Genomic DNA, 25,640 nt, shown 5'->3' with positions numbered 1-25,640 from the left:
CGAACCATCCCGGGCGCCCCTTCTGCACTTGGCTTATATAAGTCTACGCTGATATCTTGGCCGCATCCGAGCCGAGGAGGGCACCCATGGTCGACGTGACCAGCCACATCAACTCCGTCCAGCGCAAGCTGGGCAACCGCGTGATCGAAGCGGGTGAGGCGGTGACGGCCACCGTCAGCCAGGTCTACGACACCGACCTCGACGACCTCTGGGACGCCTGCACCAACGCCGAACGCATCCCGCGCTGGTTCCTCCCGATCAGCGGCGAACTGCGCGTCGGCGGCAAGTACCAGTTCGAAGGCAACGCGGGCGGGACGGTCGAACGCTGCGATCCCCCGAAGAGCTTCGCCGCGACCTGGGAGTACGACGGGGACGTCAGCTGGGTCGAGGTCCGGCTGAGCGCCGAAGCCGACGGGCGCACGCGGTTCGAACTCGACCACACCGCCGTCCCGAACGAACACTGGAAGCGGTTCGGCCCTGGCGCGGTCGGCATCGGCTGGGACATGATGCTGCACGGCCTCGCGCTGCACCTCGAATCCGGTGAGACCAACGACCCCGAGGCCGCCATGGCCTGGATGGTGAGCGAAGACGGCGTCCGGTTCATGAGGCTGAGCAACGAGGCCTGGTACGAGGCCGACGTCGCCAGCGGGACCGACGCGGCCACCGCCCGCACCCGCGCCGACGCGACCCTCGCCGCCTACACCACGCCGCCGGAGAGCTGAAGGTCTTCGGCGAGTTCCGGGGCGCGCAGCAGGTCGATGAGCTCGTCGTCCTTGCGGAACACGGCGCGGGCCCCCGGCATCCCCGCCTGCCGGAGCATCGAGTGGAGGACGTCGGCGTGCGGCTGGTCGAGCAGGGTCCAGGCCATCGCGCGCCGCTTCACGTCGTCGCCCAGTTCGCGCGCGGTCCACCACCCGGTGACGAGCGCGCTCACCTGGTTGACCGCCGTTTCGCGCCCGCGAGCCAGTTGCGCGCGGTTCAGGCCGCACACCTTGATCGTCTGCTCGCCCTTTTCCGTCAGCGCACGGTAAGTCCCGATCGACAGCACCAGGAACAGGTGCTCCAGCGGGTCTTCGGCGGTCGGATCGATCAGCAGGCTGTTGCCGTCGTCGTCGACGGGGAACAGGTCGCGTTTGTGGTGGCTGTTGCAGTACTCGCACGCGAGCACGTGATTGAGCCAGTCGAACGCGCGCCCCGGATTCCGCGCGATCGGCTCGAAATGGTCCACAGTGGACCCGAGGCCGTCACCGCAGTACATGCAGTACCCGCGGCCGGCGGCCATGGCGTCCAGTCCCGCCCGCAAAGAGCGCCGTACGGCACGGGAAACCCGCCAGAGCCTTCGCGCTTCTTTGCTGTCACCCGGCGGGATCCGCGCTGTCAGGTCTTCGAGGTCGGCCACCACCCGCCCCGGCAGCGCGATCCGGCGGATCCCGATCACCGATCGTCGGCCTCGAACCGCCTGGCCACCTCGTCCACCCGGCTCGGCGGCGAACTGCTCAGCATGTCCCGGAGGCGTTCCCATTCCCGGACACCGTTCGCGTCCGCCCGCCCGGAAGCCACCTGGAATTCGAGCTCGGCGAGGTGTTCCCGCAGTTCGACCGCCTGCGGCGAATAGGGCGTGTCCAGGCCGAAGAGGTCGGAGAGCACGGCGTCGTCCCCCGTGCCGAACACAACCCGTTCGTACAGCTCCTCCGAGACCACCCGCGGCGGGACTTCCTCGTCCGGTCCGGAAAGCCGGATGAGCCCGCCGGGATCGGCGGCCTGGCAGACGTAGGGGCTGTGCGTGGTGACGATGAACTGGATCCGCGGGAAATGCGCCTTGAACCACGGGCCCATGCGTTTCTGCCACGACACGTGGAGATGCGCGTCCACCTCGTCGATGATCACGACACCGGGACTCTGGTGATCGAGGCCCGCGCCGTCGAGTTGTTTGAGCAGGTCGACCACGAGCGCGGTCACCGTGCGGTAGCCGTCACTCATCTCGCGCAGCGGGAACCGGTCGCCCCGGTATTCGACCCAGAGCCCGTCCGAATCGACGTCCCTGATCCGGTAACCGCCGGGCAGGAGGCCATCGCCGAGAATCTCCAGCGCCGCGTCCTTCAGCTCACGAGCGCCCGCTTTTCCTTCCAAGGCACGGAGATGCTGGTTGATCAGCCAGGTGACACCCTCGGCGAGCGAAGCGTCCTCGTGGAACAGGCTGGCCATCCGCGCCAGCGACCCCGCGCCACGCATCCACGACTCGGCCTCGCCGCTGCCGCCCGCGAGCCGCCGGAAGGGCCCGTAGGCCGCGCAGAACGGCTGGCCCGGCGGGAGCCCGGAGATCGGCAGCAGACCGGAGTCGAGCCAGCGGACCTCGACCGGCGCCGGGCCCTCCTCGCGCATCACCGACAGCTCGATGGACCCGGACGTCTGGTCCATCGAGATCCAGCTCCCGGCGTCCGACAGCAGCCCCCAGGCCACGTCCGGCGCCGCCGCGACCGCGATGGCACGCAGCAGCGACGTCTTGCCCGAACCGTTGCGCCCGGCGAGCACCACCCAGCCGGGGCCGGGCAACCGGAGGTCCACGGTGCGGGCACCGCTGAAGCCGCGGATGTTCTCCAACCGGACCCGCTCGATGTACATGGAGGAAGCTTACGACGGCGCGGACGTCACCTGGCCGTCCGAAAGTGGGTCGCCATCGCCAGTTCCATCACAGCCCGTGCCTTGGCGACGTCCACGGCGGTGACCGCCTTCGACCGGTCCCAGTCGTCGATCCCGCGTTCCCGTTCAGGTGTGATCGTCAGCCGGACGTGCCCTACAGCGTCCAAGCTCCCAAGCGGCGAAACGTAGAGAGAGAACTCGCGGTCGTCCGTCGAGCGGAACGTGACACCCGGATTGCCGCTGAACGATGTCTGGTGATGGTCCTTGTAGGTCTTGTTCGGATCCGCGAGCCACTGCCCCGGCGCGCCGCCGTTCGCAGTGGCCCCGGCCTCGATCTGGAGCCGGTGCTGTGGTTCGACGAAGTAGCAGGAGCCCGGTGTGGCGATCGGTTCGAAGCCCGGGCCGAAGGTCTTCTTGACCGCCTCGCGGAACACCGCGCATTCGACGTTCGGATCGGCCGCCCCGGCAGCGAGGACCAGCTCGGCACCTGTGGGCACCTGTGCGTCGACGGCCGGGTCGCAGTTCTCGCCCTTGCTGGTGGATACCCAGTCCGCGCAGGCGCCGACGCGACCGCTGTCCTGACCGTCCGGTGGGTAGACGAGATCGCGAGAGAGCTTCGCGGCGCCGGCGGTGGCGAAATCGCGAAGGAGTCCGCAGTCTTTGCTCCGGCTCTGGGGCCCAAGTTCAAAACCGATCGCGCGCTGAAAGCTGACCGGGACAGTGATCGCGCAGCCGCTGACACCGCCGTCGCGACGGGTTTCGACCTGGTAGGCCTTGACACCACCGAGGTCAACCACGGCGCCGTCGTTCCGGAGCCACGCGTGACTCGGATCCATGTCCTGGACGTAGACGAGGGCTTCGTAGCCGTCGCGGAGGAGCGTGCACGTCTTCCTGCCGTCCCTCACCTTGGGTTCGCGCGTGACGGGCCGTGTGTCGCCAGCCTTTCTGCGGTCATAGGCCGCAAGGTCGATCAGCTCGCAGAAATCGAGGGCGGTCAGCGCGGCACCGACAGCCTGTTCGTCACGATCGGCGGGACGCGGTTGTTGCGGGTGCCATTTCGGAAACTGTGGTCGCGGCGGGGGTGTATCCACGGAATCCGTACACGCCGCTACCAGGCCGATGAGCACTGCGCCAAGAATCACTCTTCGGAACTTCATTACGCAGAGTATGCAAAGTCAGCGTGTCGACTACCAGGTAGAACCCTGTTCCCCGAGTCGCATTCACACGAACGGTTTTCACGGATAGTTACCAGAGTCGCTGACGCCATTCAGCGGGGAGCGGGACTTTATGCAGACGGGTTCCGCGCCTCGGGAACCCTGGTAATCTTCCCGGCGTCGGATTACGCAGGGTGCATCGGGGAGACGCGCCTTGTAGCCACGGGAGGGGCGCATGACGACGGTGACTTCGGGGCGGGCTCGCCCATTCAGCGGGGATCGATTCGCGGTGCCAGGGGTGCATGGCCATGCCTGAGGGAGCACCTGTTTACCAACCGGGGTTCAACCCGGACTCGATCTGCAAGGCCCCACCGACCGGCGGCTCCTATGGGGCTCCGGTCGCGGAGGGCGCGGGGTTCAAGTACGACGAGGCGACCCTTCACGAACTTGCGGCGGAGTGGCATGAACTGGCCAAGGAGTACAAAGTCGACCTGAATCAAGCGGAGTACCTGGCAAAGGCGAAGCCCCCAGGACAGGAGTACGCCAGCGGGAACAACGCCAACGTCACCCGGCATTCCGGCACAGCCCTCACGGACGCCCTGAATCTGCGCATCGCCTACTGCGAGAACATGGCGAACAAGTACGTGACCGCGCTCGGCAAATACGCCACCGCGGAAGAACACGCCGCCGCAGTCATCGATCAACAGCCGAAGGGCATCCTCTGATGCGACGCTCCATACTCCTCATCGGTGCCACCGCGCTAGCGCTCTCCGCGTGCTCGCCCCCGACCACCAACGGCACCCCTACGCCCACGAGCGGCGGAGCGAGTCCAAGCCCATCAAGCTCGTCTGATCAGGCGCCTGGTCCAGACGTCCCCAAAGTAGCCACTCCCCTAACCCTGACCCAGGTCAAGCGAGCACCCTGCAACGCTCTCACCGAAAAACAGGCTGGAGAACTTCTTGGGTCCGGCGCATCCCCCAAGGAGAGCATGGACGGTGCAGCAGGGCCTTCTTGCATGTGGTCCATTCCGGCGACCTCTCGCCCGTTGGTAGACGTGATCTTCGGCAGGACCCCAGATGGGGGCACAGCAAGTGTCTACAAAGCGAAGGGCGGGGCTTACAAACTTGTCGAACCGCTCGCGCCTGTTGACGGCCACCCCCTGACCGCCTACGGCACGAAAGACGAACGCCCTTCAGGCAAGTGCTCGGTTGCGCTAGGGGCGAGCGACACCGAAACCGTCGGCATCGTCGCCGAACTGTCCGAAGCCAACATCGGCAAGAAGGACCCCTGCGACGCAGCCCGCGAAGCTGCGATCAGAGTCCTGACCACCATCCGCGGAGGCAACTGATGGTCGCCGAAGGACCGCTCACCGCCGCCCAGATTTACGAGCAGGTCACCGGAGGCGAAGGCACCGGCTCGCTCTCCGACGCGCAGCAAGGCGCCTACAACCTGACCAAACGGCACCACGAGCGCATGCAGCGGATCACGGCGCTCAGCCAGAGGACGACCGCAGGTTGGCAGGGCGGGGCTAGCAACGCGGCCGTGGACGCGACCAAGCCGCTCGTCGAGGCGTCGATGGACGACGCCATGCACCTCGCCCGCGCCCAGAGCGCCATCACCTCGCAGATGGATGCGTTCGGGTCGGCGAAGAACTCGGTCAAGCCGGTGCCGCCGGAGCAGCCCCAGCCCACAGCTCAGGACGCGCTCGACCTGATGGCAGGCAAGCCTGTCGGCTACTTCGACAAGCTCAAGGGCTACCAGGCCGACAGCCAGCACAACATCGACACCTTCGCGACCTACCACTCGGCCAGCACTTCGAACGGCGACGAGCTGCCTGCCCAGTACGCGCAGCTCACCGACCCTGGCGGCAGTGTCACCCTGGACGACGGCGGCTCCGGGAAACCGGCGGCCAAGGGATTCGGCGACGGCGCGGACGGGCGCGATCCCGGCATCGGCGAGCCCTATCGCGGCACGAGTGGGCCGAACGGGCCCAGCGGACCGAACGGGCCGGGCGCCTATGCGCCGGAGCCTGGCCAGGGCGGCCCCGCCGACAGCGGCCCGCAGCCCGGGCAAGGCCCCCAGCCGGGCCAGTACCAGCAGGACCCGGGCACACAGCACCAGCAGCCCGACGACGGCACACGCGCGACCTCGTACACGCCACCCCAGACCACGCCGGTCGTACCGCCGGCGGCGAACCTCGACTTCGGGCCCAACGGCAGGCCGCCCACCGGCTACAACCCGCCCGGCACGCTCCCACCTGGGTACGGCCCGTTCGGCCCGGGAACAAGCGGACCGAACGGCCCCGGTCTCGCCAGCCCGGGAACCGGCGGCAAATCGCCCGGCGTGCCCGGCGGCGGGTTCCGAGGCGGTGTTCCCGGAGGCCCCGGCGGTTCCGGGCAGCCCGGGATGGGTGGCCGAAGCGGCGCAGGGACGCCAGGTGAAGGTGTCGGTGGCCGTGGCACGGCGGGAACGGCGGGTGCCGCCGGTCGTGGCGGCGCGAACGGGATGCCGATGGCGCCTGGCGCCGGCCGTGGGAAAGGCGAGGAGGACAAGGAGAAGAAGGCCCCTGCGTACCTCCAGAACCCGGATCCGGACGAGACCTTCGGCGGCTACACCGAGAAGCCGACGCCGCCGGTGATCGGCGAGAAGAAGAGCTAGCGCCACAGTTCCCAGGGGAGGGAGACACGTGGTGCTCGCGCGCCCGGTCGAGATCACGCTCGACACGTTGTTGACCGCGTTCCGTCACGCCGGTTGCGGAGATCCGCATCTGATCTTCGCGGGCGGCCTGCGCTACATCCCGCCGTCGTCGCGAAACGGCGAAGACCGGGCGGCGTTCGAGGAGCTCGGCGGGCTCGGGTTCACCGAGGGCAAGCGGTTGACCAGCGACTTCGAGGACGTCCTGCACGTACTCGACCGGCCGAACACCGAGTACTACGCGACCGTGCGGACGGAAACCGAGCAGTACGGCGTGCTCGTCGCCGTCCGCGGGCGTGCCGCGGTGACCGCGATCTGCGAGGGAAGCAGAGTGTGGCTGAAGGGCGTGCGGACCACCGACCGCGCGGCGGCCCTCGTGATGAACCTGCCCGAGTATCCGCCGGCGCGGTTCGCTCCGTTCTCGTTGCCCCAGGACGACTTCAAGCTCGACGCCGGGAACGACCTCTACGACGAACCCGAGTCACGAAGCCGGGACGCGCGTCGTTTGGACGAGGTCTTCGACCAGCCGTACTTCGGCGTCGGGTTCTTCGCCGCGGCCAAACGCCCTGACGGGGGAAGGCGCGCCGAGGCCGTCGACGGCCTGACATACCTCGACCTCGACGCAGGACGGGTGGCCATGCACGTGACCGGTTCGCCCCGGAACCGGTACATCACCGTCCTGCCCGGCGAACCCACGTTGCTGGCACAGAAGGTCGCCGCGTTGCGGGCGAGCCTCGACCACTAGCCGGACGGCATCAGGCTCTCGATCAGGCGCACCGATCGCGCCGAACTTAGCGCCACAGCGTTCGACCGCAGTGTCGCCTGCACATAGGGCTCGACATCGGCCGCCCGGTGCAGGAAGACACCCGACCGCTGGTGTTCCAGCCGCACCACCGGCGGGCCGTCCGCGAAATCGAGCAGGGCGTAGGCGCCGCTCATCCCCGGGTGTCCACCGACGTCGAAAGGGAACACCCGGAGCTCGACGGACGGCCGTTGCGCCATCGAGACGAGGTGCCGAAGCTGGTTCGCCATGATCCGCACGCCACCGATCTGCCTCCGCAAGGCGCCCTCATCAAGGTAGGCGATCAGTTTCTTTCGGCCCAGCACCTTCTGACGTTCCAGCCGCGCCTCCGCCGACGCTTCGATCTCCGCGGTGGATGCGCCGACAGCGACAAGCGCGACCCTCGCATAAGACGGCGTTTGCAGCAGGCAGGGCATCATCGTTGTGCTGCACTCGATGATCCTGGTGGCTTCTTTCTCGTACTGTGCAAGGGTCCTCACCTGACACGGCACACCGCTCTGACGAGTTTCGAACCAACTCGGCCGGTCGACGTCGCGAGCCATCTCGAGCAGCGCGTCCCGGTGTTCTCCGGTGACTTGGTAGACCGCGAGCAAGGCAGACACTTCTTCGGCAGATGCCAAGCGCACGCCGGTTTCGATCCGGCTTATCGTTGGCTGGGACCACGCCAGTTTGTCGGCCACTTCAGTCATCGCCAGCCTGCTAATCTTCCGCGCTGCGCGGAGGCCGTCGGCAAGTCCTCGAACCAGCGGCGTGGGCTTCGGTTTCGGCATCGCTCCCCTTCTTCAGGCGAGCGACCTTGCCACGTGCACGACGGCAATTCGCCTACTCAATAGGTGTCTTCGTCGGTCCAATCGGTCTGCGCGAAGTCCTCGTCGTCAACGGGCGGACGGGTCTTACGCGGCTTCTGAACCGGCGGTGTCACGGGCTGCGCGACGATTTCCTGCGCCGGAGCTTCCAGTGCTGCGGCTTCTGGCACGGGGGTTCCATCCGGCCAGACACAGGGCGATGAGGCGATCAGATACAACTTGCCCAAGTCGTTCGCCTGCATCGCCATCCGAAAGGAATCAGTATTGTTCTCGAGCCACAGATACTCGTTGGGCGGATTATTGTCCAGGACCCGAAAGTCATGAGTACCCGCCCAGGCCTTCACCGCGGTGAAGTACGACGGAATGTTCTCCTTGGGCAAACCGAGGACTTCGTAGCTTCGATTCGCGACGACTCGTTTGTTCGGTCCGCCATCCGTCGGATCAAGGCATGGACCTTGCTCCTCGGCACGCTTCAATTCGTAATGGGCTTCGACTGGCAAAGCCTCCCGCACTCGGGTCAAGTGGTCCTCGACCCTCTGATTGGCTTGCTTGATGGTCATCGTCGGCTTCATGTCACTCCCTCCTGAGCAACCGGCCACCAGCGTGACCAGCATCGCGAATGCCGCCATTGTCATCGAGTACCGCATGGTGTCCGATCCAGTCAGGAAGTGGGCTTACCGGCGATGATCCGCCCCATGTTGATCAGTGCCCTGTTCTCAGGATCCCAGTACTTCGAATGTGCCGCTTCGTCGTATCCCTCCCATGAAGACGGTGGTGGTGTGTTCAGCTGTCCCGAAGCGAACACATCCGCGCCCTCGAAATGCTGAGGCTCGATCCCGTGGATCGGGACCAGCTGGATTGGATCCTTTGGGTCCACGGTCGCATGAACCCGGTCCACTGGGAGGCCGAGTTCTTCCGCTTGGTTGACCCCGACACCAGGACTCGCGACGAACACGATGTCGTCGACTGCCAAGTGCTCGTCACGCGCGGCATGCCCGATCACGGTCGTGCCGTAGCTGTGCCCGATCACCGTGTTGTGCGAGGGGGTTCCTTCGTGCGTGGCCCGCAAGCCGTCCTGGAAACGGTCGAGGTCCTTCTTCGCGTTGTCCGCATAGCTCTCACTCATCGCGTTCGGCATGACATCGTCCGGTGCGTCGTAGCCGACCCACGAGATCACAGCGGTCGATGGTGAGCCCACTCGCATCGCAGCTTCCACCATCCGGTCCGAGCGGACCATTTCACCGCTGATCTCCGCCAGGTCCGCACTAGTACCCGGAACGTAAGTGGCGACGTTAACCGTCTTGTCAGGATTACCCGCCGAAATGATCGCTTTACCGTCGCCGCCGACGTCCAGTCCGAGCAGAAAAGCCTGTTGGTCACCCGGTGAAGGATGATTCAGCCGGTTCTGAATGGCCCGCAGGCCCTCCAGCTTCGCCGCGATCTCGTCCAGTTTCTCCTTTCCCGGCCAATCGCCCTGGTTCGGCGTTCGGGGATCGTTCGGATTGGCACGTGACACTTCGGTCGCTTCGCTTTGCAGGCGGTCGATCTCCCGCTGCAACACCGCACGGTTGGCCGAGTCTCGATCGACCGCGGGGACACCGTCCAGGTTGCGGATCAGGTCCGGCGCGTTCTGCAGCAAGGCGACCTTCGCCGTGTCGGACAGGCTGTCCCACCACGCCTTGTTGTCGCTCGGCGTGCCGCCTTCGGGCGGGCCGATGATCGACAGTCCGCTCTGCGCGGCACCGACGTCGGCGGCTTGGGCGAGGGTGCCGACGCCCTGTTCGCTGATCTCGCCGCGCATCGCCCTGGTCATGATCGCGGCGAAATCCGCGTCCACGTCCGTCGCCCGGCGCAGGATCTGCTCGACCTTGTCCGCGATCTCCGCCTGAACCCGCTGACGGATCGCCAGCACCTCTGGCGCGAGCGGCGGCTGGCCGTGGATGGGCACCACACAACCGTCGCCGATCGTCAGCCCATGACGGTAGGCGAGGTCTTCGGTCTCCCGGACGAACGCGGTGATCCGCTCGAGCGCGATCTGTACTTCATGGGCGCCACGGCGGACAGCGGACGCCTGCGCGACCAGCTGTTCCGCGGTGGTGATCAGCGAGTTTCCCCGCGTCGAGGCGGCGACGGACGCGTCGCCGGTCCAGCCGTCGAACCGCGCCATCGCCTCGACGTCGTCGTTCGCGCCGATGAGCCGGGTGCACCACGCGTTGAGGTCGTCGGCGACCCGCCCCACGGCGGCCGGATCCCATCGCCGGACGTCGGCCCACATGACCATCAGACCGGCCTCCGCCCACCGCCGGGGGCCATCGGACGCAGGTCATGGACCGCGGACTGCTCGTTCGACCGGTATCGCGCCACGGCTTGGTCCAGCTGGGCCGAGTAGGCGTCGACGTTCTCGACCCAGGTCGGCACCGCCCGGCCCCAGGCGTCGGCGAGCAGCCTGGCCGCTTCACCCGAGGCCCCGCCGGGCAGTCCTGCCGCGACGCCGGTCAACCCCGTCGCGAGATCCGTCGGCCGGACCGCTTCGGCCGCGCGCTTCGCGGCACCGGCCGAAGACTCGATCGCCGTCAAGACGACCTCATACCCGCCTGACATCGCACCCCTCCCCGAGCGTGACAACGTGACCACACTATGACGCACGGAGCGCGCTCGCGGACCCATCACCGGGCCAACTACCCGCATACGCGTGAAGGCCCCCTCACAAGAGCGAGGGGGCCTTCACACGCGAAGAACTACTTGAGGGCGAAGCCGCCGGAACCCGCCCAGTCCAGGGCGAACGCCGGGATCAGCCCGAGCACCAGCGTGACGATGACGCCGAGCGTGATCGCTGTCGTGGTGAACGCGCCGGGCACGGTGACGGTCGGGCCGTCGGGTGACGGCTCGGAGAAGTACATCAGCACGATCACCCGAAGGTAGAAGAACGCGGCGACGGCGCTGAAGATCAGGGCGACGACGACCAGCGGCGCCATCCCGTCGGACAGTGCCGCCGAGAACACCACGAACTTGCCGACGAATCCACTGGTCAGCGGGATACCGGCCAGTGCGAGCAGCAGGAAGGTGAACACCCCGGCCAGCACCGGAGACCGCTTCGCCAGCCCCGCCCACGCGGACAGGTGCGTCGCTTCGCCGTTCGCGTCCCGCACCAGCGAGACGACACCGAACGCGGCGAGCGTGGTGAAGCCGTAGGCCAGCAGGTAGAACAGCGTGCTCGACAGGCCTTCCTCGGTCATCGCGATCGCACCCACGAGCAGGAACCCGGCGTGCGCGATGGAGGAGTAGGCGATCATGCGCTTCACGTCGGTCTGCGTGAGGCCCAGCACCGCGCCGATCAGCATCGAGATGATCGCGACGCCCCACAGCACGCCGCGCCATTCCCAGCTGGTCGATTCGAACGCCACCTGGAACACCCGCAGGATCCCGCCGAACGCGGCGACCTTGGTGCAGGCGCCCATGAACGCGGTGACGGGGGTCGGCGCGCCCTGGTAGACGTCCGGGGTCCAGGTGTGGAACGGGCCGACCGAACCCTTGAACAGCAGGCCGACCGCGAGCAGGCCGAGCCCGGCGAACAGCAGCGTGTCCGACCGGTCCGAACCGGCGGCGGCGTTGGCGATGTCCGACAGCTTCACGGAGTTCGCGTAGCCGTAGAGCAGCGCGAGACCGTAGAGGAAGAACGCCGACGAGAACGCGCCGAGCAGGAAGTACTTGACCGCGGATTCCTGCGAGAGCAGGCGACGCCGCCGCGCGAGACCGCACATCAGGTACAGCGGCAGGCTCAGCACCTCGAGGGCGATGAACATGGTCAGCAGGTCGTTGGCCGCGACGAACGACATCATGCCGCCGAGCGCGAACAACGTCAGTGGGAAGACCTCGGTCTGCATGCCGGTGGTGCCGACCTGCGCGCGGTCCTGCAGCGTGCCGGGCCGGATGCCGGCCTGCGCGACGAACGCGCCGCCCGGCTCGACCGAGCGGTCCGCGATCAGCAGCACCGCGCCGAGCGCCAGCGCCAGCAGTGTGCCCCAGAGGAACAGCGACGGCCGGTCGACGGCGATCGCGCCGCTGAAGGTCGTGATGCCGCTCTTCGGCGCGGACGAACTCGCGTACCAGACCAGGAAGACACCCGCCGCCCCGATCCCGAGCAGGGACAGGAAGACCTGCGAAGGCCACCGCATGTGCTTGGGCAGGAAGGCTTCGAACAACACGCTGACGCACGCCGCGCCGAGAATGATCAGAATCGGCGTGACGGCGAAGTAGTCGATCGACGGCACCTGCACGGGTGGCGCCTGAGTCAAGAAGAGCACGGTTTACTTGCCTCCCTGTACGGACGACATCGTCGCCTGCACCGACGGGGTGATCGTGTCGAGCACCGGCTTGGGATAGAACCCGAGCGCGATGATCAGCACGACCATCGGCGCCAGGATCGCGATCTCCCTGCCGCCGAGGTCCTTGATCGCCTTGGTCGCGCCCAGTTCGGGCGCGATAGCCGTGCCCGGGCCGCCACCGGCGCCCATCAGGGCGTCACCGCGGACGGGACCCTGCATGACGCGCTGGTAGAGCCAGAGCACGTACGCCGCGGCCAGCACCATGCCGACCGTCGCGATGATCGTGTACACCGGGTAGTCCACAAAGGACCCCAGCAGCACCAGGAACTCACTGATAAAGGAGTTCGTGCCGGGCAGGGACAAAGTGGACAGACCGGCGATGAGCAGCATCCCGCCGAGCAGCGGGGTCACCTTCGCCATGCCGCCGTAGTCGGAGATCTTGGTGGACCCGCCGCGCATCACGATCAGGCCGACCACCACGATCAGCATCCCGGTGGCGAGGCTGTGGTTGAGCATGTACGACACCGAGCCGACCATCGCCTGCTCGTTGAAGGTGAAGATGCCCAGCGCGATGAAACCGAAGTGGGCGATCGACACGTAGGCGATGAAGCGCTTCATGTCGTGCTGCCCGGCCGCGAGGATCGAGCCGTAAAGGACACCCGCGACGGCCAGCACCAGTACCCACGGCGCGAGTTCCTTGCTGGCCTCCGGGAACATCGGGAGGCAGTAGCGCAGGAAGCCGAACGTGCCGACCTTGTCCAGCACACCGACCAGCAGCACCGCGACGCCGATGGGCGCCTGGCCCGCGGCGTCCGGCAGCCAGGTGTGGAACGGCACCAGCGGGGCCTTGATCGCGAACGCGAGGAAGAACCCGATGAACAGCCAGATCTGCGTGCCCAGCGGGGCTTCGCGGACGACCGTGACGAGCGTTTCCCAGTCGAAGGTGCCCTTGCCGAGCTTGTCCGACGCCAGCGAGTACGCCCCGATGGCCGAGGCCAGCATGATCAGGCCGCCGAGGAACGAGTACAGGAAGAACTTGACCGCCGCGTACTGCCGGTTCGCGCCGCCGTAGCCGCCGATCAGGAAGTACATCGGGATCAGCATGATCTCGAACAGCACGTAGAACAGGAAGACGTCGGTCGCGGCGAACACCGCGATGGTCAGTGCCTCCTGCACCAGGATCAGCGAGAGGAACCCGCCCGCCGAGCGCCCGGCCGGGAGCTTGTCGGTCAGGCCCAGCGCGCCGACCACGATCGGTACCAGCAGGCCGATGACCGCGATCATCACCAGCGCGATGCCGTCGATGCCGAAGGAGATGTGGATGCCGAAGTTCGGAATCCAGTCCATCGAGGACTTCTGCTGGATCCGGTCCCCGGACGGCGAATAGCTCGCCCACAGCGGGATCACCAGCAGGAAGGTCAGGAGGGACACCACGAGCGCGGTGAGCGTCGCCAACCTGTCGTTCTTCTTCATCCCCGCGACGACCGCTGCACCTACCAGCGGCACCAGGATGGTTGCCAGGAGCCAAGTCATCAGGAGAACCTCACCAGCAGGAGTGCCGCCAGAAGCAGGAATGTGCCGCCCAGCATGGACAGTGCGTACGAGCGGACGAAGCCGGTCTGAAGGCGGCGCAGGCGACCGGATCCGCCACCGAGTGCGGCGGCGAGGCCGTTGACCGCGCCGTCGACCCCGCGGTTGTCCACGTAGACCAATGCGCGGGCGAGCCAGGTGCCCGGGCGGGCGACCAGCGTCTCGTTCAAGGTGTTGCCGTAGAGATCGTTGCGCGCGGCCTTGACCAAGACCGAGACCCGCTCGGGACGTTCCACCGGAACGTCCTTACGGCCGACGAAGAGCCACGCGGCGACGATACCGGCCACGGACAGCGCCACGGTGAGGAACGGGACCAGCAGATGCGGGATGACGCTGTGGCCACCCTCTTCGAGCGGACCGACCACCGGCGAGAGCCATTCGGCGAACCTGTCGCCGAGTGCGAAGAACGCGCCCGCACCGATCGAACCCACGGCGAGGATGATCATCGGCCACTTCATCACCGCGGGAGACTCGTGCGGGTGGAAGTCGCGGCCGTCGCCGCTCTTGATCTCCTTCCAGCGTTCCTTGCCGAAGAAGGTCATCACCATCAGGCGCGTCATGTAGAACGCGGTGAGCCCGGCGCCGAGCAGTGCCGCGCCGCCCATCACCCAGCCGCGCCAGCCGCCCTGGGACAGGGCCGCTTCGATGATCGCGTCCTTGGTGAAGAAGCCGGAGAGCGGCGGGATGCCAATCAGGGCGAGGTAGCCGAGCGCGAAGGTCCAGAAGGTGACCGGCATGTGCTTGCGCAGTCCGCCGTACTTCCGCATGTCGACCTCGTCGTTCATGGCGTGCATGACCGAACCGGCCCCGAGGAACAGCCCTGCCTTGAAGAAACCGTGCGCCACCAGGTGCATGATGCCGAGCGCGTAGGCGATCGGCCCGAGGCCGACGGCGAGCATCATGTAGCCGATCTGGCTGACCGTGGAGTACGCCAGGACCTTCTTGATGTCGTCGTACGCGCACCCGATGACGCACCCGATCAGCAGCGTGACCGTGCCGACGAGGGTGACGATCAGCCGGCCGTCAGGGGTGGCGTTGAAGATCTCGTGCGCGCGGGCGACCAGGTAGACGCCGGCGGTGACCATCGTCGCCGCGTGGATGAGGGCCGAGACCGGGGTCGGGCCCTCCATCGCGTCCGGAAGCCAGGCCTGCAACGGGAACTGACCGGATTTACCGCAGGCGCCCAGCAGCAGGAGGATCGCGATGGCGGTGATCGCACCGGCCGGGATCTTGTCGATCGCGCCGAAGACCTCGGCGTAGCCGGTGCTCCCGACGTACTTGAACATCAGGAAGATCGCCAGCGCGAGCCCGACGTCACCGACGCGGTTCATCAGGAACGCCTTCTTCGCCGCGGAGGCCGCGGACGGGCGGTCCTGGTACCAGCCGATGAGCAGGTACGAGGCGAGTCCGACACCTTCCCAGCCGAGGTACAGCGTCAAGAAGCTGTTGCCCAGCACCAGGATCAGCATCGAGGCGACGAACAGGTTGAGGTACGCGAAGAACCTCGACCGGTCGCGGTCGGAGGCCATGTAGCCGATCGAGTAGAAGTGGATCAGCATGCCGACGCCGGTGATCAGCAGCACGAACGTCAGCGACAGCGCGTCGATCCGGAGCCCGAAGTCGACCTGCAGCGCCGAGACCGGGATCCACGAGAACAGCTTGACGTCCGCGATGCTCTTCGTGTCGGCCGTGAAGAAGAGGATCAGGCCATACACGAAGGACAGTGAGACGGTCGCACTGCCGAGGAGGTGTCCCCAAGGGCGGGCGCGTTTACCGGCCAGCAGAAGAACAAGGGCGCCGAGGGCAGGGAAGGCCACCAGCAGCCACGATGATGCGGTCACTCTCGGTGCTCCTAGTACTTCAGCAGGTTGGTGTCGTCGACCGAGGCCGAGCGCCGGGTGCGGAAGATCGCCATGATGATCGCCAGCCCCACCACGACCTCCGCGGCGGCGACGACCATCACGAAGAACGCCATCACCTGGCCGTCGAGCGTCCCGTTGATCCGGGCGAACGTGACCAGGGACAGGTTCGCCGCGTTCAGCATCAGCTCGATGCACATGAACACGACGATCGCGTTACGGCGCACCAGCACCCCGACCGCGCCGATGGTGAACAGCAGCGCGGACAGGAGCAGGTAGTACGTCGGGGTCATTCCTCGTCCCCTTCTTTCTTACCTACGAGCGCGTGCGGGCCCACAGCGTCTTCGGTTCCGGCGACCTGCTTGCGCTCGTTTTCCAGCCGGGAGGCCGACGTGGACTCGATGATGTCCGAGAGCGACTCCGGGGCGATCGAGCCGTCCGGCAGCAGCGCCGGGGTGGCGATCGAGTTGGCGGTCGCGAAGACACCCGGGCCGGGCAGCGGCGAAGGCCGGTCGTGCTTGCCGGTGAACCGGTCGATGACGAGTTCCTTCTGCGACTTCTTGCCGCCCTTGGCGTGGCGGTCGGTGAAGGCGAGCACCATCGCGCCGAGCGCGGCGGTGATCAGCAGCGCCGAAGTGAGCTCGAACGGGAACAGGTACTTGGTGAAGATGAGCCGTCCCAGGCCACCGGGGCCGCCGCCGTCGAGGTTCGCCGGGTCGAGCGGCAGCGCCGGGGTGACGTTGGCCAGCGAACGGGCGAGACCCGCCGCGAGCAGCCCGCCGACGCCGATACCGAGCAGGGTCGCCATGACCCGTTGCCCGCGAAGGACTTCGACGACCGAGTCGGAACTCTCCCTGCCGACCATCATCAGCACGAACAGGAACAGCATCATGATCGCGCCGGTGTAGACGATGATCTGCGTGAAGCCGAGGAACGGCGCCTGCTGGATCATGTACAGCGCGCCGAGGCACAGCATCGTGAGCACCAGCCACAGCGCCGAGTGCACGGCGTTGCGGGAGAAGATCATCCCGAGCCCGCCGAGCAGCGCGAGCGGGCCGAGCACCCAGAAGGCGATGGTCTCGCCGGTGGTGACCCCGGCCGAAACGTCCGTCTGGGCGAGGAAAGCCGTGATCACTGGACGGCCTCCGCTTCGGTGGCCCCGGTGGGCTGCTTGCGCGCGAGTTCGGGGCCGTTGACGTAGTAGTCCTGCTCGTTCTCGCCGAGCCGCATCGGATGCGGCGGCTGCTCCATACCGGGCAGCAGCGGCGCGAGGAGGTCTTCCTTGGTGTAGATCAGCCGCTGCCGGTCGTCGTCGGCCAGCTCGTAGAAGTTGATCATCGTCAGTGACCGGGTCGGGCAGGCCTCGACGCACAACCCGCAGCCGATGCAGCGCAGGTAGTTGATCTGGTAGTCGGCGCCGTAGCGCTCACCGGGCGAGAAACGTGCCTCTTCGGTGTTGTCGCCGCCTTCGACGAAGATCGCGTCCGCCGGGCAGGCCCACGCGCACAGCTCGCAGCCGACGCATTTCTCCAGCCCGTCCGGATGCCGGTTGAGCTGGTGCCTGCCGTGATAGCGCGGAGCGGCGGGGGCGCCGGCCTCCGGGTACTCCTCGGTGGCGACCTTCTTGAACATCATCCCGAAGGTGACACCGAAACCCTTGATGGGATCAAACATCCCCATCGCCGGCCTCCCTTCCACTGGAAACCGTCGCGGGCTTGCGCTTGGCCGCCCGGGCTTCGGCCTTCTCGAGGGCCTTCTGACGCGGAGTCTTGTCCGGAACCTGGAGGTCGAGCGGCGGCACCGGGAACCCGCCACCGGTCACCGGGACGTAATCGTCGTCCGGAACCTTTCTGTCCGGCAGCAACAAGCTCAGGATGACGACGACGAGAATGAGCGCGCCGCCGCCGATGAGGATCTGCGGGGTGGAGAGCCCGCCCGAGTTCTTGATCGCGCGGACCGAGACGATCACCACGATCCAGACCAGGTTGACCGGCACCAGGACCTTCCAGCCCAGCCGCATGAACTGGTCGTACCGCAGCCGCGGCAGCGTGCCGCGCAGCCAGATGAAGCCGAACAGCAGGATGAACAGCTTCGCGGTGAACCACAGCAGCGGGAGCCAGCCCTGGTTGAGCGCGTGCTCGGCGCCGACGAACGGGAACTTCCAGCCACCGAGGAACAACGTGGTCGCGAACGCCGAAACGATCACCATGTTGACGTACTCGGCGAGGAAGAACATCGCGAACTTCATCGAGCTGTACTCGGTGTGGAAACCGCCGACCAGCTCGGATTCGGCCTCGGGGAGGTCGAACGGGGCACGGTTGGTCTCACCGACCATGGAGATCAGGTAGATCACGAAACTCGGCAGCAGCAGGTAGAAGTACCAGCCGGTCTGCTGCGATTCGACGATCTGCGAGGTCGACATCGAACCCGCGTAGAGGATGACGCCCACGATGGACAGGCCCATCGCGATCTCGTAGGAGATCACCTGCGCCGCGCTTCGCAGTCCACCGAGCAGCGGATACGGGGAACCGGATGACCAGCCGGCCAGCACCAAGCCGTACACGCCGATCGAGGAGCAGGCGAGGATCACCAGCACGCCGACCGGCAGATCGACGAGCTGGAGCGTGGTGCGCTCACCGAAGATCGAGACCACCGGGCCGAACGGGATCGCCGCCAGCGCGATCAGCGCCGGCACCGCGGAGATCACCGGCGCGAGGAAGTACACCTTGCGGTCGGCGGTGTCCGGGATGATCTGTTCCTTGAACGGCAGCTTGATCGCGTCCGCCAGTGACTGCAGGTAGCCGCCGGGCCCGACCCGGTTGGGGCCGGGCCGGTTCTGCATCCGGCCGACGGCCTTGCGCTCCCAGACGATCAGGAAGATCGTCAGGATCGGGCCGATCAGCAGGATGACGACCGTCTTGATCAGGATCAGCCACAACGGGTCGTCCGCCAGCAGCGCCGCCCGCTCGGCGGCGTCCGGCATCTGGCTGAGCAACGGAGTCACTTCTCACCTCCGGTGAGGGTGACGGCGGAGCCGTGTCCCGCGCCGAGGGAGGCGCGGACGGCCGAGCCGTCGGAGTTGCCCGGGAGCCACACGACGCCGTCCGGCAGGTCGGCGACCTCGATCGGCAGCGTGATGGAGCCGCGTTCGGTGGAGACCTTCACGGTGCCGCCCAGTCCTTCGGCGGTCTTGGCCGAGAGCTTGGCGACGACCTCGCGCTGCGTGCCCTTGAGGTGCGGTTCGTCGTCCTGCAGCGAACCGTTGTCGATCAGCTGGCGCCAGGTGGCGAGGACGACCTGGCCGTTGGTGGGCTCCGGACGTGTTATGAACGGACCGTTCATAACAGAATCTGTTATGAACGGACCGTTCATAACATTCGCCGGCAGCTTGGCGAGATCGGCGGCAGCGGCGGCCGGGGTCTGGGTGAAGATGTCCGCGTCCATCTCGACGGCGAGGGTGTCGAGCACCCGGCAGTCCGGCAGGGCGCCGGTGCCTTCGAGGGTGACGGCGAACTCGCGGCGGCGGCCTTCCCAGTTCAGGTAGCTGCCCGCCTTCTCGACCGCCGGGGCGATCGGGAGGACGACGTTCGCGTGCTCGGTGACCGCGCTGTGCCGCAGTTCGAGGCTCACCACGAACGCCGCGTTGCGCAACGCGCTCAGGGCGAGTTCCGGGTCGGGCAGGTCGTACGGATCGACCCCGCCGATGACCAGACCGGCCAGGTCACCGCGGTCCAACGACGCGAGGATGCCGGTGGTGTCCAGGCCAGGCTCAGCGGGCAGCGTGACGCCCCAAGCCTTTTCGACCTCGGAGCGAGCCTCGGCGTCGGTGACCGGACGGCCTCCGGGCAGCAGCGTCGGCGTCGCGCCCGCCGCCAGGGCACCGCGTTCACCCGCGCGACGCGGGATCCACGCGAGCCGGGCGCCGGTGCGCTCCACCAGCCGGTGCAGGGCCGAGAACAGGCCGGGGACCTCGGCGGCACGCTCGCCGACGAGGATCACCGAACCCTCAGCCGAAAGCGCCTGGTCGACGTCCTGCGCGTGCTGCGCGATGCCGTCGATCGCGGCGGCCTCGGCGCCCGGCGCGCAGGCCAGCAGCTCACCGAAGGTCTTGCGGACCGAGGAGGTGGTCCACTGTCCCAAGTGGACGACGCGGGTGCGGTTCTTGCGGGCCGCCTTGCGCAGCCGCAGGAACACGATCGGCGCCTCGTCCTCCGGCTCGAATGCCACGCACAGCACCGTGCGCGCCCGCTCGATCTCGCCGAAAGTGACACCGCTCTCCGGCGTCGTCCCGACCACGTGCGACGCGAGGAAGCCCAGCTCCTCGGCCGAGTGCGGACGGGCCCGGAAGTCGATGTCGTTGGTGCCCAAGGCGATCCGCGCGAACTTCGAGTACGCGTAGGCGTCCTCGACGGTCAAGCGGCCACCAGTCAGCACCGCGGCACCCTTGCCGTCCCGCGCCTCGGTGAGCCCGGCGGCGGCCACGCGCAGCGCGTCGGTCCAGGAAGCCTCTTCCAGGACACCGTCGGCGTTGCGAACCAGCGGACGGCGGATGCGGTCGTCGGCGGAGGCGTAACGGAAGGCGAACCGGCCCTTGTCGCAGAGCCACTCTTCGTTGACCTCGGGGTCGTCGCCCGCGAGCTTCCGCATGACCTTGCCGCGACGGAAGTCGGTCCGCTCGGCGCAGCCGGACGAGCAGTGCTCGCACACGCTCGGCGCGGATACCAGGTCGAACGGCCGCGAACGGAACCGATACGCGGCCGACGTCAGCGCGCCGACCGGGCAGATCTGGATGACGTTGCCGGAGAAGTACGACTGGAACGGCTGGCCCGAAGTGGTCCGGGAAGCCAGGTCCAGCACGTCCGCGGTCTCGGCCGTGCCGATCTGCTGGTGGGCACCGCGTTCGAGCAGTTCGATGAACGGGTCGCCGGCGATCTCGCGGGAGAACCGGGTACAGCGCTGGCAGAGCACGCACCGCTCACGGTCCAGCAGGACCTGCGAGGAGATCGGCAGCGGCTTCGGGAACGTCCGCTTCGTGTCGACGAAACGGGACTCCGCGCGGCCGTGCGCGAGCGCCTGGTTCTGCAGCGGGCACTCACCGCCCTTGTCGCAGACCGGGCAGTCCAGCGGGTGGTTGATGAGCAGCAGCTCCATCACACCCTGCTGGGCCTTGTCCGCGACGGCCGAGGTCAGCTGCGTCTTCACGACCATGCCGTCGGCGACCGTCATGGTGCACGAGGCCTGCGGCTTCGGCATCGGACGGCCACCCATTTCGACCTCGACCAGGCACTGGCGACAGGCGCCCGCCGGGTCGAGCAACGGGTGGTCGCAGAAGCGCGGGATGACCGTGCCGAGCCGTTCGGCGGTGCGGATCAGCAGCTCGCCCTTGGGCGCGATGACCGTTTCACCGTCGATGACCAGCTTGACGTGGCCTTCGGGGACCGGAATGTCCTTTGTGGACGTTTCGGGCTTGTCGGGTGCGATCGTCATGCCTGCGCCCCCACCAGTTCGCGCTTGTTCGTCTGACACAACGCGAGGAACTCCTCGCGGAAGTACTTGATCCCGCTCTGGATCGGCGAGACAGCGCCGTCACCGAGGGCGCAGAACGACCGGCCGAGGATGTTGTCGCAGACGTCGAGGAGGGTGTCGATGTCCTCTTCGGTGCCCTTGCCCTCGACCATGCGCTCCAGGATCTGCGCCAGCCAGTACGTGCCCTCGCGGCACGGCGTGCACTTGCCGCAGGACTCGTGCTCGTAGAACTGCGTCCACTTCATCACGGCCCACGGCACGGAAACGGTCTCGTTGAAGACCTGCACGGCCGTCGTGCCCAGCATCGACCCGGCTTCCGCCGCGCCCTCGAAGTCCAGCGGAACATCGAGGTGTTCCTTGGTGAACATCGGCGTGGACGAACCACCCGGCGTCCAGAACTTCAGGGGGACGCCGTCCTTCATGCCGCCCGCCATGTCCAGCAGCTCGCGCAGCGTGGTGCCGAGCGGGCATTCGTACTGGCCGGGCTTCTCGACGTGGCCGGAGATCGAGTAGATCTTCGGGCCGGGCGACTTCTCGCGGCCCATCTGACGGAACCAGTCGGACCCGCCGTTGATGATGTACGGCGCGCTGGCGATCGTCTCGACGTTGTTCACCGTGGTCGGCGCGGCGTAGAGACCCGCGGCGGCCGGGAACGGCGGCTTGAGCCGCGGCTGGCCACGACGGCCTTCCAGCGAGTCGAGCAGCGCCGTCTCCTCGCCGCAGATGTACGCCCCGGCGCCCGCGTGCACGGTGATGTCGAGGCCGAATCCGGAGTCGAGGATGTTCGGGCCGAGGTAGCCCGCTTCGTAGGCCTCGCGCACGGCCGCGTTGAGACGGCGGATGCAGTGCAGCGCCTCGCCGCGGACGTAGATGAAGCAGTGGTGCGAACGCATCGCGTACGAGGCGATGATGCAACCCTCGATGAGCGAGTGCGGGTCCGCCATCATCAGCGGGATGTCCTTGCAGGTGCCCGGCTCGCCCTCGTCGGCGTTGATGACCAGGTAGTGCGGCTTGTCCTCGTTGGGCGGCATGAAGGACCACTTGATGCCCGCCGGGAAGCCCGCGCCGCCCCGGCCGCGGAGGCCGGAGTCCTTGACCAGCTGCACGATCTGCTCGGGAGTGCCCTTGAGCGCCTTGCGGATCGCGGTGTAGCCCTCGAGGGCTTCGTAGGACTGGATCGTCCAGGAGTTGGGCGAAAGCCAGCGCTTCGTGAGGACCGGAGTGATGGGGTCTGCCATTACCTTTTCTCCACTTCCGGCAATGCGACGTCCTGCATGGCGGGTGCCGTCCAGCCGCGATCTTGTGCGACCTGCGCGCCCCGCAGGGTTTCGACGGCCTGCGAAGGACCGTCGACGTCCGTGCGGTACTGCTGCGCGTCGTCGGGGAAGAACCCGGCGAGCTGCAGTTCGGCGCCCTTGAAGCTGCTCAGCGGCGCGCCGCGCGTCGGGGCGGGCTTCTTGCCCGCCTGCAACGCGTCGACCAGTGCGACGGCCTTGTCCTCGGTCTGGTTGTCGAAGTACTCGTAGTTGACCTGGATGACCGGGGCGAGGTCACAGGCAGCGAGGCATTCGGCGTGTTCGAGGGTGATCGAGCCGGGCTCGTTCGGCGTGCCCGCGGTCTCGTTGTGCCCCAGCGGCTTCTCCTCGGAACCGAGGTGCGTCTGGAGCTTCTTGTAGATCGCGTCGCCGCCCATGGCCGCGCACAGCGTGTTCGTGCAGACGCTCACCAGGTGCTCGCCGCACGGGCGGCGCTTGTACATGGTGTAGAACGTCGCGACCGCGCTGACTTCGGCGTCGGACAGGTCCAGCTGTGCGGCGCAGAAGGCGATGCCTTCCTGGCTCACGTAACCCTGCACCGACTGCACGAGGTGCAGCAGCGGCAGCAGCGCCGAGCGCGACTGCGGGTAGCGCGAGATCAGGTTCTGCGCCCTGGCATAGGTGTCGGCGTCGAAGATGTCTTCGAGCTTCGCGTTCTCCAGGATCCCTGCCGCCTCGGCGGAATCCGGCGCGATCGCGATCACGTCGACGTCGCCACCGGCGGCGATGTGGGTCTGCTCGGCCAGGTTGGTGCCGGGCTCGGGTGTCGGTGTCGTTCCGGGCTGGGTGCTCAACGGTCCACTCCCCCCATGACGGGGTCGATCGAGGCGATGGCGGCGATGACGTCCGCCACCAGGCCGCCTTCGGCCATCGCGGGCATCGACTGCAGGTTCACGAAACTCGGTTCGCGCACGTGCACCCGCAGCGGCCTGGTGCCGCCGTCGGACACGAGGTGCGCGCCGAGTTCGCCGCGCGGCGATTCCACCGTCGTGTACACCTGACCCGCCGGGACCTTGAAGCCCTCGGTGACCAGCTTGAAGTGGTGGATCAGCGATTCCATCGACTGGCCCATGATCTTGCGGACGTGCTCGAGCGAGTTGCCGAGGCCGTCGCTGCCGAGCGAGAGCTGCGCGGGCCAGGCGACCTTCTTGTCCTCGACCATGACCGGGCCCGGCTCGAGCTTCTTCAGGCACTGCTTGATGATCCGCAGGCTCTGGTGCATCTCCTCGACGCGGATCAGGTACCGCGCCCAGCAGTCCGCGTCGGTCGAGGTCGGGATGTCGAACTCGAACTCGTCGTAGCGGGAGTACGGCTCGGTCTTGCGCAGGTCCCACGGGAGACCGGCGCTGCGCAGCACCGGGCCGGTGACACCGAGCGCGAGGCAGGCGTCCACCGGCAGGTAGCCGACGCCCTTGAGCCGGTTGCGCCAGATCGGCTGACCGGTGAAGAGCTTGTCGTACAAGGGAAGCCGCTCGTCCATCGTCTTGACGAACGCGCTGACGACCTCCTGGTAGTCGTCCGGCATGTCCTGCGCGAGGCCGCCGGGGCGGATGAACGCGTGGTTCATCCGGAGACCGGTGAGGTGCTCCAGCAGGTGCAGGACCTCTTCGCGCTCACGGAAGCCGAGCGTCATCGCGGTGGTGGCACCGAGTTCCATGCCGCCGGTGGCGATGTAGACCAGGTGCGAACCGATGCGGTTGATCTCCAGCAGCATCACGCGCAGCAGTTCGGCGCGGCGCGGGGCCTGGATGCCGAGCAGCTTCTCGACGCCGAGGCAGTACGCGAGTTCGGTGGAGAGCGGCGCGAGGTAGTCCATGCGCGTCACGAAGGTGACGCCCTGGGTCCACGTGCGGTACTCGCAGTTCTTCTCGATCCCGGTGTGCAGGTAGCCGATGACCGAGCGGAGCTGGGTGACGGTCTCGCCCTCCATCTCCAGCACGAGCCGGAGCACGCCGTGCGTCGACGGATGCTGCGGGCCCATGTTGATGACCATGCGCTCGTCGTGGCGCGAGTCCTCGATGACGTCTTCCCAGTCACCACCGGAGACGGTGTAGACGCGACCTTCGGTGGTCTCACGGGAGTCCGCGTAGTCGACGTCGTCGGTGCTGTCCGCGCCCTGGGGTCCCGTGGCGGTGCCCGTCGTGACGTCGGAGAGGTTTTCGGTACTCACGAGTACGACCTCCGCTGATCCGGCGGCGGGATCTCCGCGCCCTTGTATTCGACCGGGATCCCGCCGAGCGGGTAGTCCTTGCGCTGGGGGTGGCCGTCCCAGTCGTCCGGCATGAGGATGCGGGTCAGCGCGGGGTGACCGTCGTAGACGATGCCGAACATGTCCCAGGTCTCCCGCTCCTGCCAGTCGGCGGTCGGGTAGAGCCCGACCAGCGACGGGACGTGCGGGTCCTCGATGTCGAGAGTGACTTCCAGCCGGATGCGGCGGCGGTAGGTCATCGACGTGAAGTGGTAGACCGAGTGCAGCCGCTGCGGGACGTCGACGCCGTAGTCGACCCCGGACACCGAGCTGAGCAGCTCGAATCGGAGACCGGTGTCGTCGCGCAGGGTCCGCGCGATCTCGACGAGGTGCTCGCGGTCGACGTAGAAGGTGATCTCACCGCGGTCGACCGTGGTCTGCAGGACCGCGCTCGCCGGAACCTTGTTGTCCGCCAAGGCCGCGTAGAACTCGTCGGCGAACTCGTCGAACCAGCCGCCGTACGGGCGTTCCGCCGGGGGCGGGCTGAACGCGGGGAGGCGGACACCGCCGTAACCGGAGGTGTCACCGGTGCCGTGCACGCCGAACATGCCCTGGCGCTCTTTACCGGTGACGACCGGTTCGGCCGGGCGGACACCTTGCGGCTCCAAGCCGCCTTCGGGCCGGTCGGCGCTGGACTGCTCGCCGCCGGTCTCCGGGGTTTCTGCGTTGTCTTCGGGCAC

At 67.4% G+C, this 25,640-nt stretch carries 24 protein-coding genes; 5 read left to right on the top strand and 19 right to left on the bottom strand.

Annotated features, from left to right (window positions below):
- The first annotated feature begins 86 nt into the window (after positions 1-86).
- Positions 87-722 carry an SRPBCC family protein gene (locus BS329_RS28600; RefSeq protein WP_076164303.1) on the top strand — a complete coding sequence of 212 codons (636 nt, stop codon included), beginning with the start codon at positions 87-89 and terminating at the stop codon, positions 720-722.
- On the opposite strand, the gene BS329_RS28595 is transcribed toward BS329_RS28600, so the two are convergent.
- From BS329_RS28595 to BS329_RS28585, 3 genes are read right to left on the bottom strand one after another with little or no spacing between them, the layout of a single operon-like run.
- Positions 698-1,438, bottom strand: coding sequence for an HNH endonuclease (locus BS329_RS28595; protein ID WP_076164302.1), 741 nt, complete (start codon positions 1,436-1,438; stop codon positions 698-700). The two genes, BS329_RS28600 and BS329_RS28595, sit on opposite strands and share 25 nt — an antisense overlap.
- Positions 1,435-2,622, bottom strand: coding sequence for an AAA family ATPase (locus BS329_RS28590; RefSeq protein ID WP_076164301.1), 1,188 nt, complete (start codon positions 2,620-2,622; stop codon positions 1,435-1,437). Before BS329_RS28590 ends, BS329_RS28595 begins: the two co-directional genes overlap by 4 nt.
- 26 nt (positions 2,623-2,648) lie before the next feature.
- Entirely contained in the window at positions 2,649-3,767 is a 1,119-nt protein-coding gene (locus BS329_RS28585) for a hypothetical protein (RefSeq protein ID WP_244197318.1), read from the bottom strand.
- Positions 3,768-4,102: 335 nt separating this feature from the next.
- Here BS329_RS28585 and BS329_RS28580 point away from each other — a divergent pair, with 335 nt between their 5' ends.
- The 4 genes from BS329_RS28580 to BS329_RS44720 are packed head-to-tail and all read left to right on the top strand — an operon-like array spanning position 4,103 to position 7,233.
- Positions 4,103-4,519 (top strand): hypothetical protein, encoded by a 417-nt coding sequence (locus tag BS329_RS28580; protein ID WP_076164299.1) that lies wholly within the window; start codon positions 4,103-4,105, stop codon positions 4,517-4,519.
- Positions 4,519-5,142 carry a DUF3558 domain-containing protein gene (locus tag BS329_RS28575; protein ID WP_076164298.1) on the top strand — a complete coding sequence of 208 codons (624 nt, stop codon included), beginning with the start codon at positions 4,519-4,521 and terminating at the stop codon, positions 5,140-5,142. The genes BS329_RS28580 and BS329_RS28575 overlap by 1 nt, the downstream gene beginning before the upstream one ends.
- A complete protein-coding gene (locus BS329_RS28570; RefSeq protein ID WP_076164297.1) occupies positions 5,142-6,452 on the top strand; it encodes a PPE domain-containing protein in 1,311 nt (436 codons plus the stop codon). The genes BS329_RS28575 and BS329_RS28570 overlap by 1 nt, the downstream gene beginning before the upstream one ends.
- A gap of 28 nt (positions 6,453-6,480) precedes the next feature.
- Positions 6,481-7,233, top strand: coding sequence for an ESX secretion-associated protein EspG (locus BS329_RS44720; RefSeq protein ID WP_076164296.1), 753 nt, complete (start codon positions 6,481-6,483; stop codon positions 7,231-7,233).
- Here BS329_RS44720 and BS329_RS28560 read toward each other — a convergent pair.
- From BS329_RS28560 to BS329_RS28485, 16 genes are all read right to left on the bottom strand, one after another.
- On the bottom strand, positions 7,230-7,979 hold the full coding sequence (locus BS329_RS28560) for a helix-turn-helix domain-containing protein (RefSeq protein ID WP_244197332.1): 750 nt from the start codon (positions 7,977-7,979) through the stop codon (positions 7,230-7,232). The two genes, BS329_RS44720 and BS329_RS28560, sit on opposite strands and share 4 nt — an antisense overlap.
- Positions 7,980-8,116: 137 nt before the next feature.
- On the bottom strand, positions 8,117-8,725 hold the full coding sequence (locus tag BS329_RS28555; protein ID WP_244197317.1) for a hypothetical protein: 609 nt from the start codon (positions 8,723-8,725) through the stop codon (positions 8,117-8,119).
- Positions 8,726-8,757: 32 nt separating this feature from the next.
- On the bottom strand, positions 8,758-10,377 hold the full coding sequence (locus BS329_RS28550) for an alpha/beta hydrolase (RefSeq protein WP_076164294.1): 1,620 nt from the start codon (positions 10,375-10,377) through the stop codon (positions 8,758-8,760).
- Entirely contained in the window at positions 10,377-10,697 is a 321-nt protein-coding gene (locus BS329_RS28545) for a hypothetical protein (RefSeq protein WP_076164293.1), read from the bottom strand. The genes BS329_RS28550 and BS329_RS28545 overlap by 1 nt, the downstream gene beginning before the upstream one ends.
- A gap of 137 nt (positions 10,698-10,834) precedes the next feature.
- The gene (gene nuoN / locus BS329_RS28540) at positions 10,835-12,400 is read right to left on the bottom strand and encodes an NADH-quinone oxidoreductase subunit NuoN (protein ID WP_076164292.1); all 1,566 of its coding nucleotides are present in this window, start codon (positions 12,398-12,400) and stop codon (positions 10,835-10,837) included.
- 3 nt (positions 12,401-12,403) lie between these two features.
- Entirely contained in the window at positions 12,404-13,954 is a 1,551-nt protein-coding gene (locus BS329_RS28535) for an NADH-quinone oxidoreductase subunit M (RefSeq protein ID WP_076164291.1), read from the bottom strand.
- The gene (gene nuoL, locus BS329_RS28530; RefSeq protein WP_076164290.1) at positions 13,954-15,852 is read right to left on the bottom strand and encodes an NADH-quinone oxidoreductase subunit L; all 1,899 of its coding nucleotides are present in this window, start codon (positions 15,850-15,852) and stop codon (positions 13,954-13,956) included. Before nuoL ends, BS329_RS28535 begins: the two co-directional genes overlap by 1 nt.
- A gap of 11 nt (positions 15,853-15,863) precedes the next feature.
- Positions 15,864-16,163, bottom strand: a complete 300-nt coding sequence (gene nuoK / locus BS329_RS28525; protein ID WP_076164289.1) for an NADH-quinone oxidoreductase subunit NuoK — start codon at positions 16,161-16,163, stop codon at positions 15,864-15,866.
- Entirely contained in the window at positions 16,160-17,005 is an 846-nt protein-coding gene (locus BS329_RS28520) for an NADH-quinone oxidoreductase subunit J (protein ID WP_076164288.1), read from the bottom strand. The genes nuoK and BS329_RS28520 overlap by 4 nt, the downstream gene beginning before the upstream one ends.
- Entirely contained in the window at positions 17,002-17,550 is a 549-nt protein-coding gene (gene nuoI / locus BS329_RS28515) for an NADH-quinone oxidoreductase subunit NuoI (protein ID WP_076164287.1), read from the bottom strand. The genes BS329_RS28520 and nuoI overlap by 4 nt, the downstream gene beginning before the upstream one ends.
- Positions 17,537-18,874: an NADH-quinone oxidoreductase subunit NuoH gene (gene nuoH / locus BS329_RS28510; protein WP_076164286.1), complete on the bottom strand. Its 1,338-nt coding sequence runs from the start codon at positions 18,872-18,874 to the stop codon at positions 17,537-17,539. Before nuoH ends, nuoI begins: the two co-directional genes overlap by 14 nt.
- Positions 18,871-21,357 (bottom strand): NADH-quinone oxidoreductase subunit G, encoded by a 2,487-nt coding sequence (locus BS329_RS28505; protein ID WP_076164285.1) that lies wholly within the window; start codon positions 21,355-21,357, stop codon positions 18,871-18,873. The genes nuoH and BS329_RS28505 overlap by 4 nt, the downstream gene beginning before the upstream one ends.
- Positions 21,354-22,634: an NADH-quinone oxidoreductase subunit NuoF gene (nuoF, locus tag BS329_RS28500; protein WP_076164284.1), complete on the bottom strand. Its 1,281-nt coding sequence runs from the start codon at positions 22,632-22,634 to the stop codon at positions 21,354-21,356. Before nuoF ends, BS329_RS28505 begins: the two co-directional genes overlap by 4 nt.
- The gene (gene nuoE / locus BS329_RS28495) at positions 22,634-23,506 is read right to left on the bottom strand and encodes an NADH-quinone oxidoreductase subunit NuoE (protein WP_076164283.1); all 873 of its coding nucleotides are present in this window, start codon (positions 23,504-23,506) and stop codon (positions 22,634-22,636) included. Before nuoE ends, nuoF begins: the two co-directional genes overlap by 1 nt.
- The gene (locus BS329_RS28490) at positions 23,503-24,882 is read right to left on the bottom strand and encodes an NADH-quinone oxidoreductase subunit D (RefSeq protein WP_076164282.1); all 1,380 of its coding nucleotides are present in this window, start codon (positions 24,880-24,882) and stop codon (positions 23,503-23,505) included. Before BS329_RS28490 ends, nuoE begins: the two co-directional genes overlap by 4 nt.
- Complete coding sequence (locus BS329_RS28485; RefSeq protein WP_076164507.1) at positions 24,879-25,640, bottom strand: NADH-quinone oxidoreductase subunit C; 762 nt, start codon at positions 25,638-25,640, stop codon at positions 24,879-24,881. The genes BS329_RS28490 and BS329_RS28485 overlap by 4 nt, the downstream gene beginning before the upstream one ends.

Origin of the sequence: Amycolatopsis coloradensis, assembly GCF_001953865.1 — a bacterium.
GTDB lineage: Bacteria > Actinomycetota > Actinomycetes > Mycobacteriales > Pseudonocardiaceae > Amycolatopsis > Amycolatopsis coloradensis.
The sequence above is the reverse complement of the archived record's forward strand: the minus strand, read 5'-3'. Positions and strand labels throughout refer to the sequence as shown.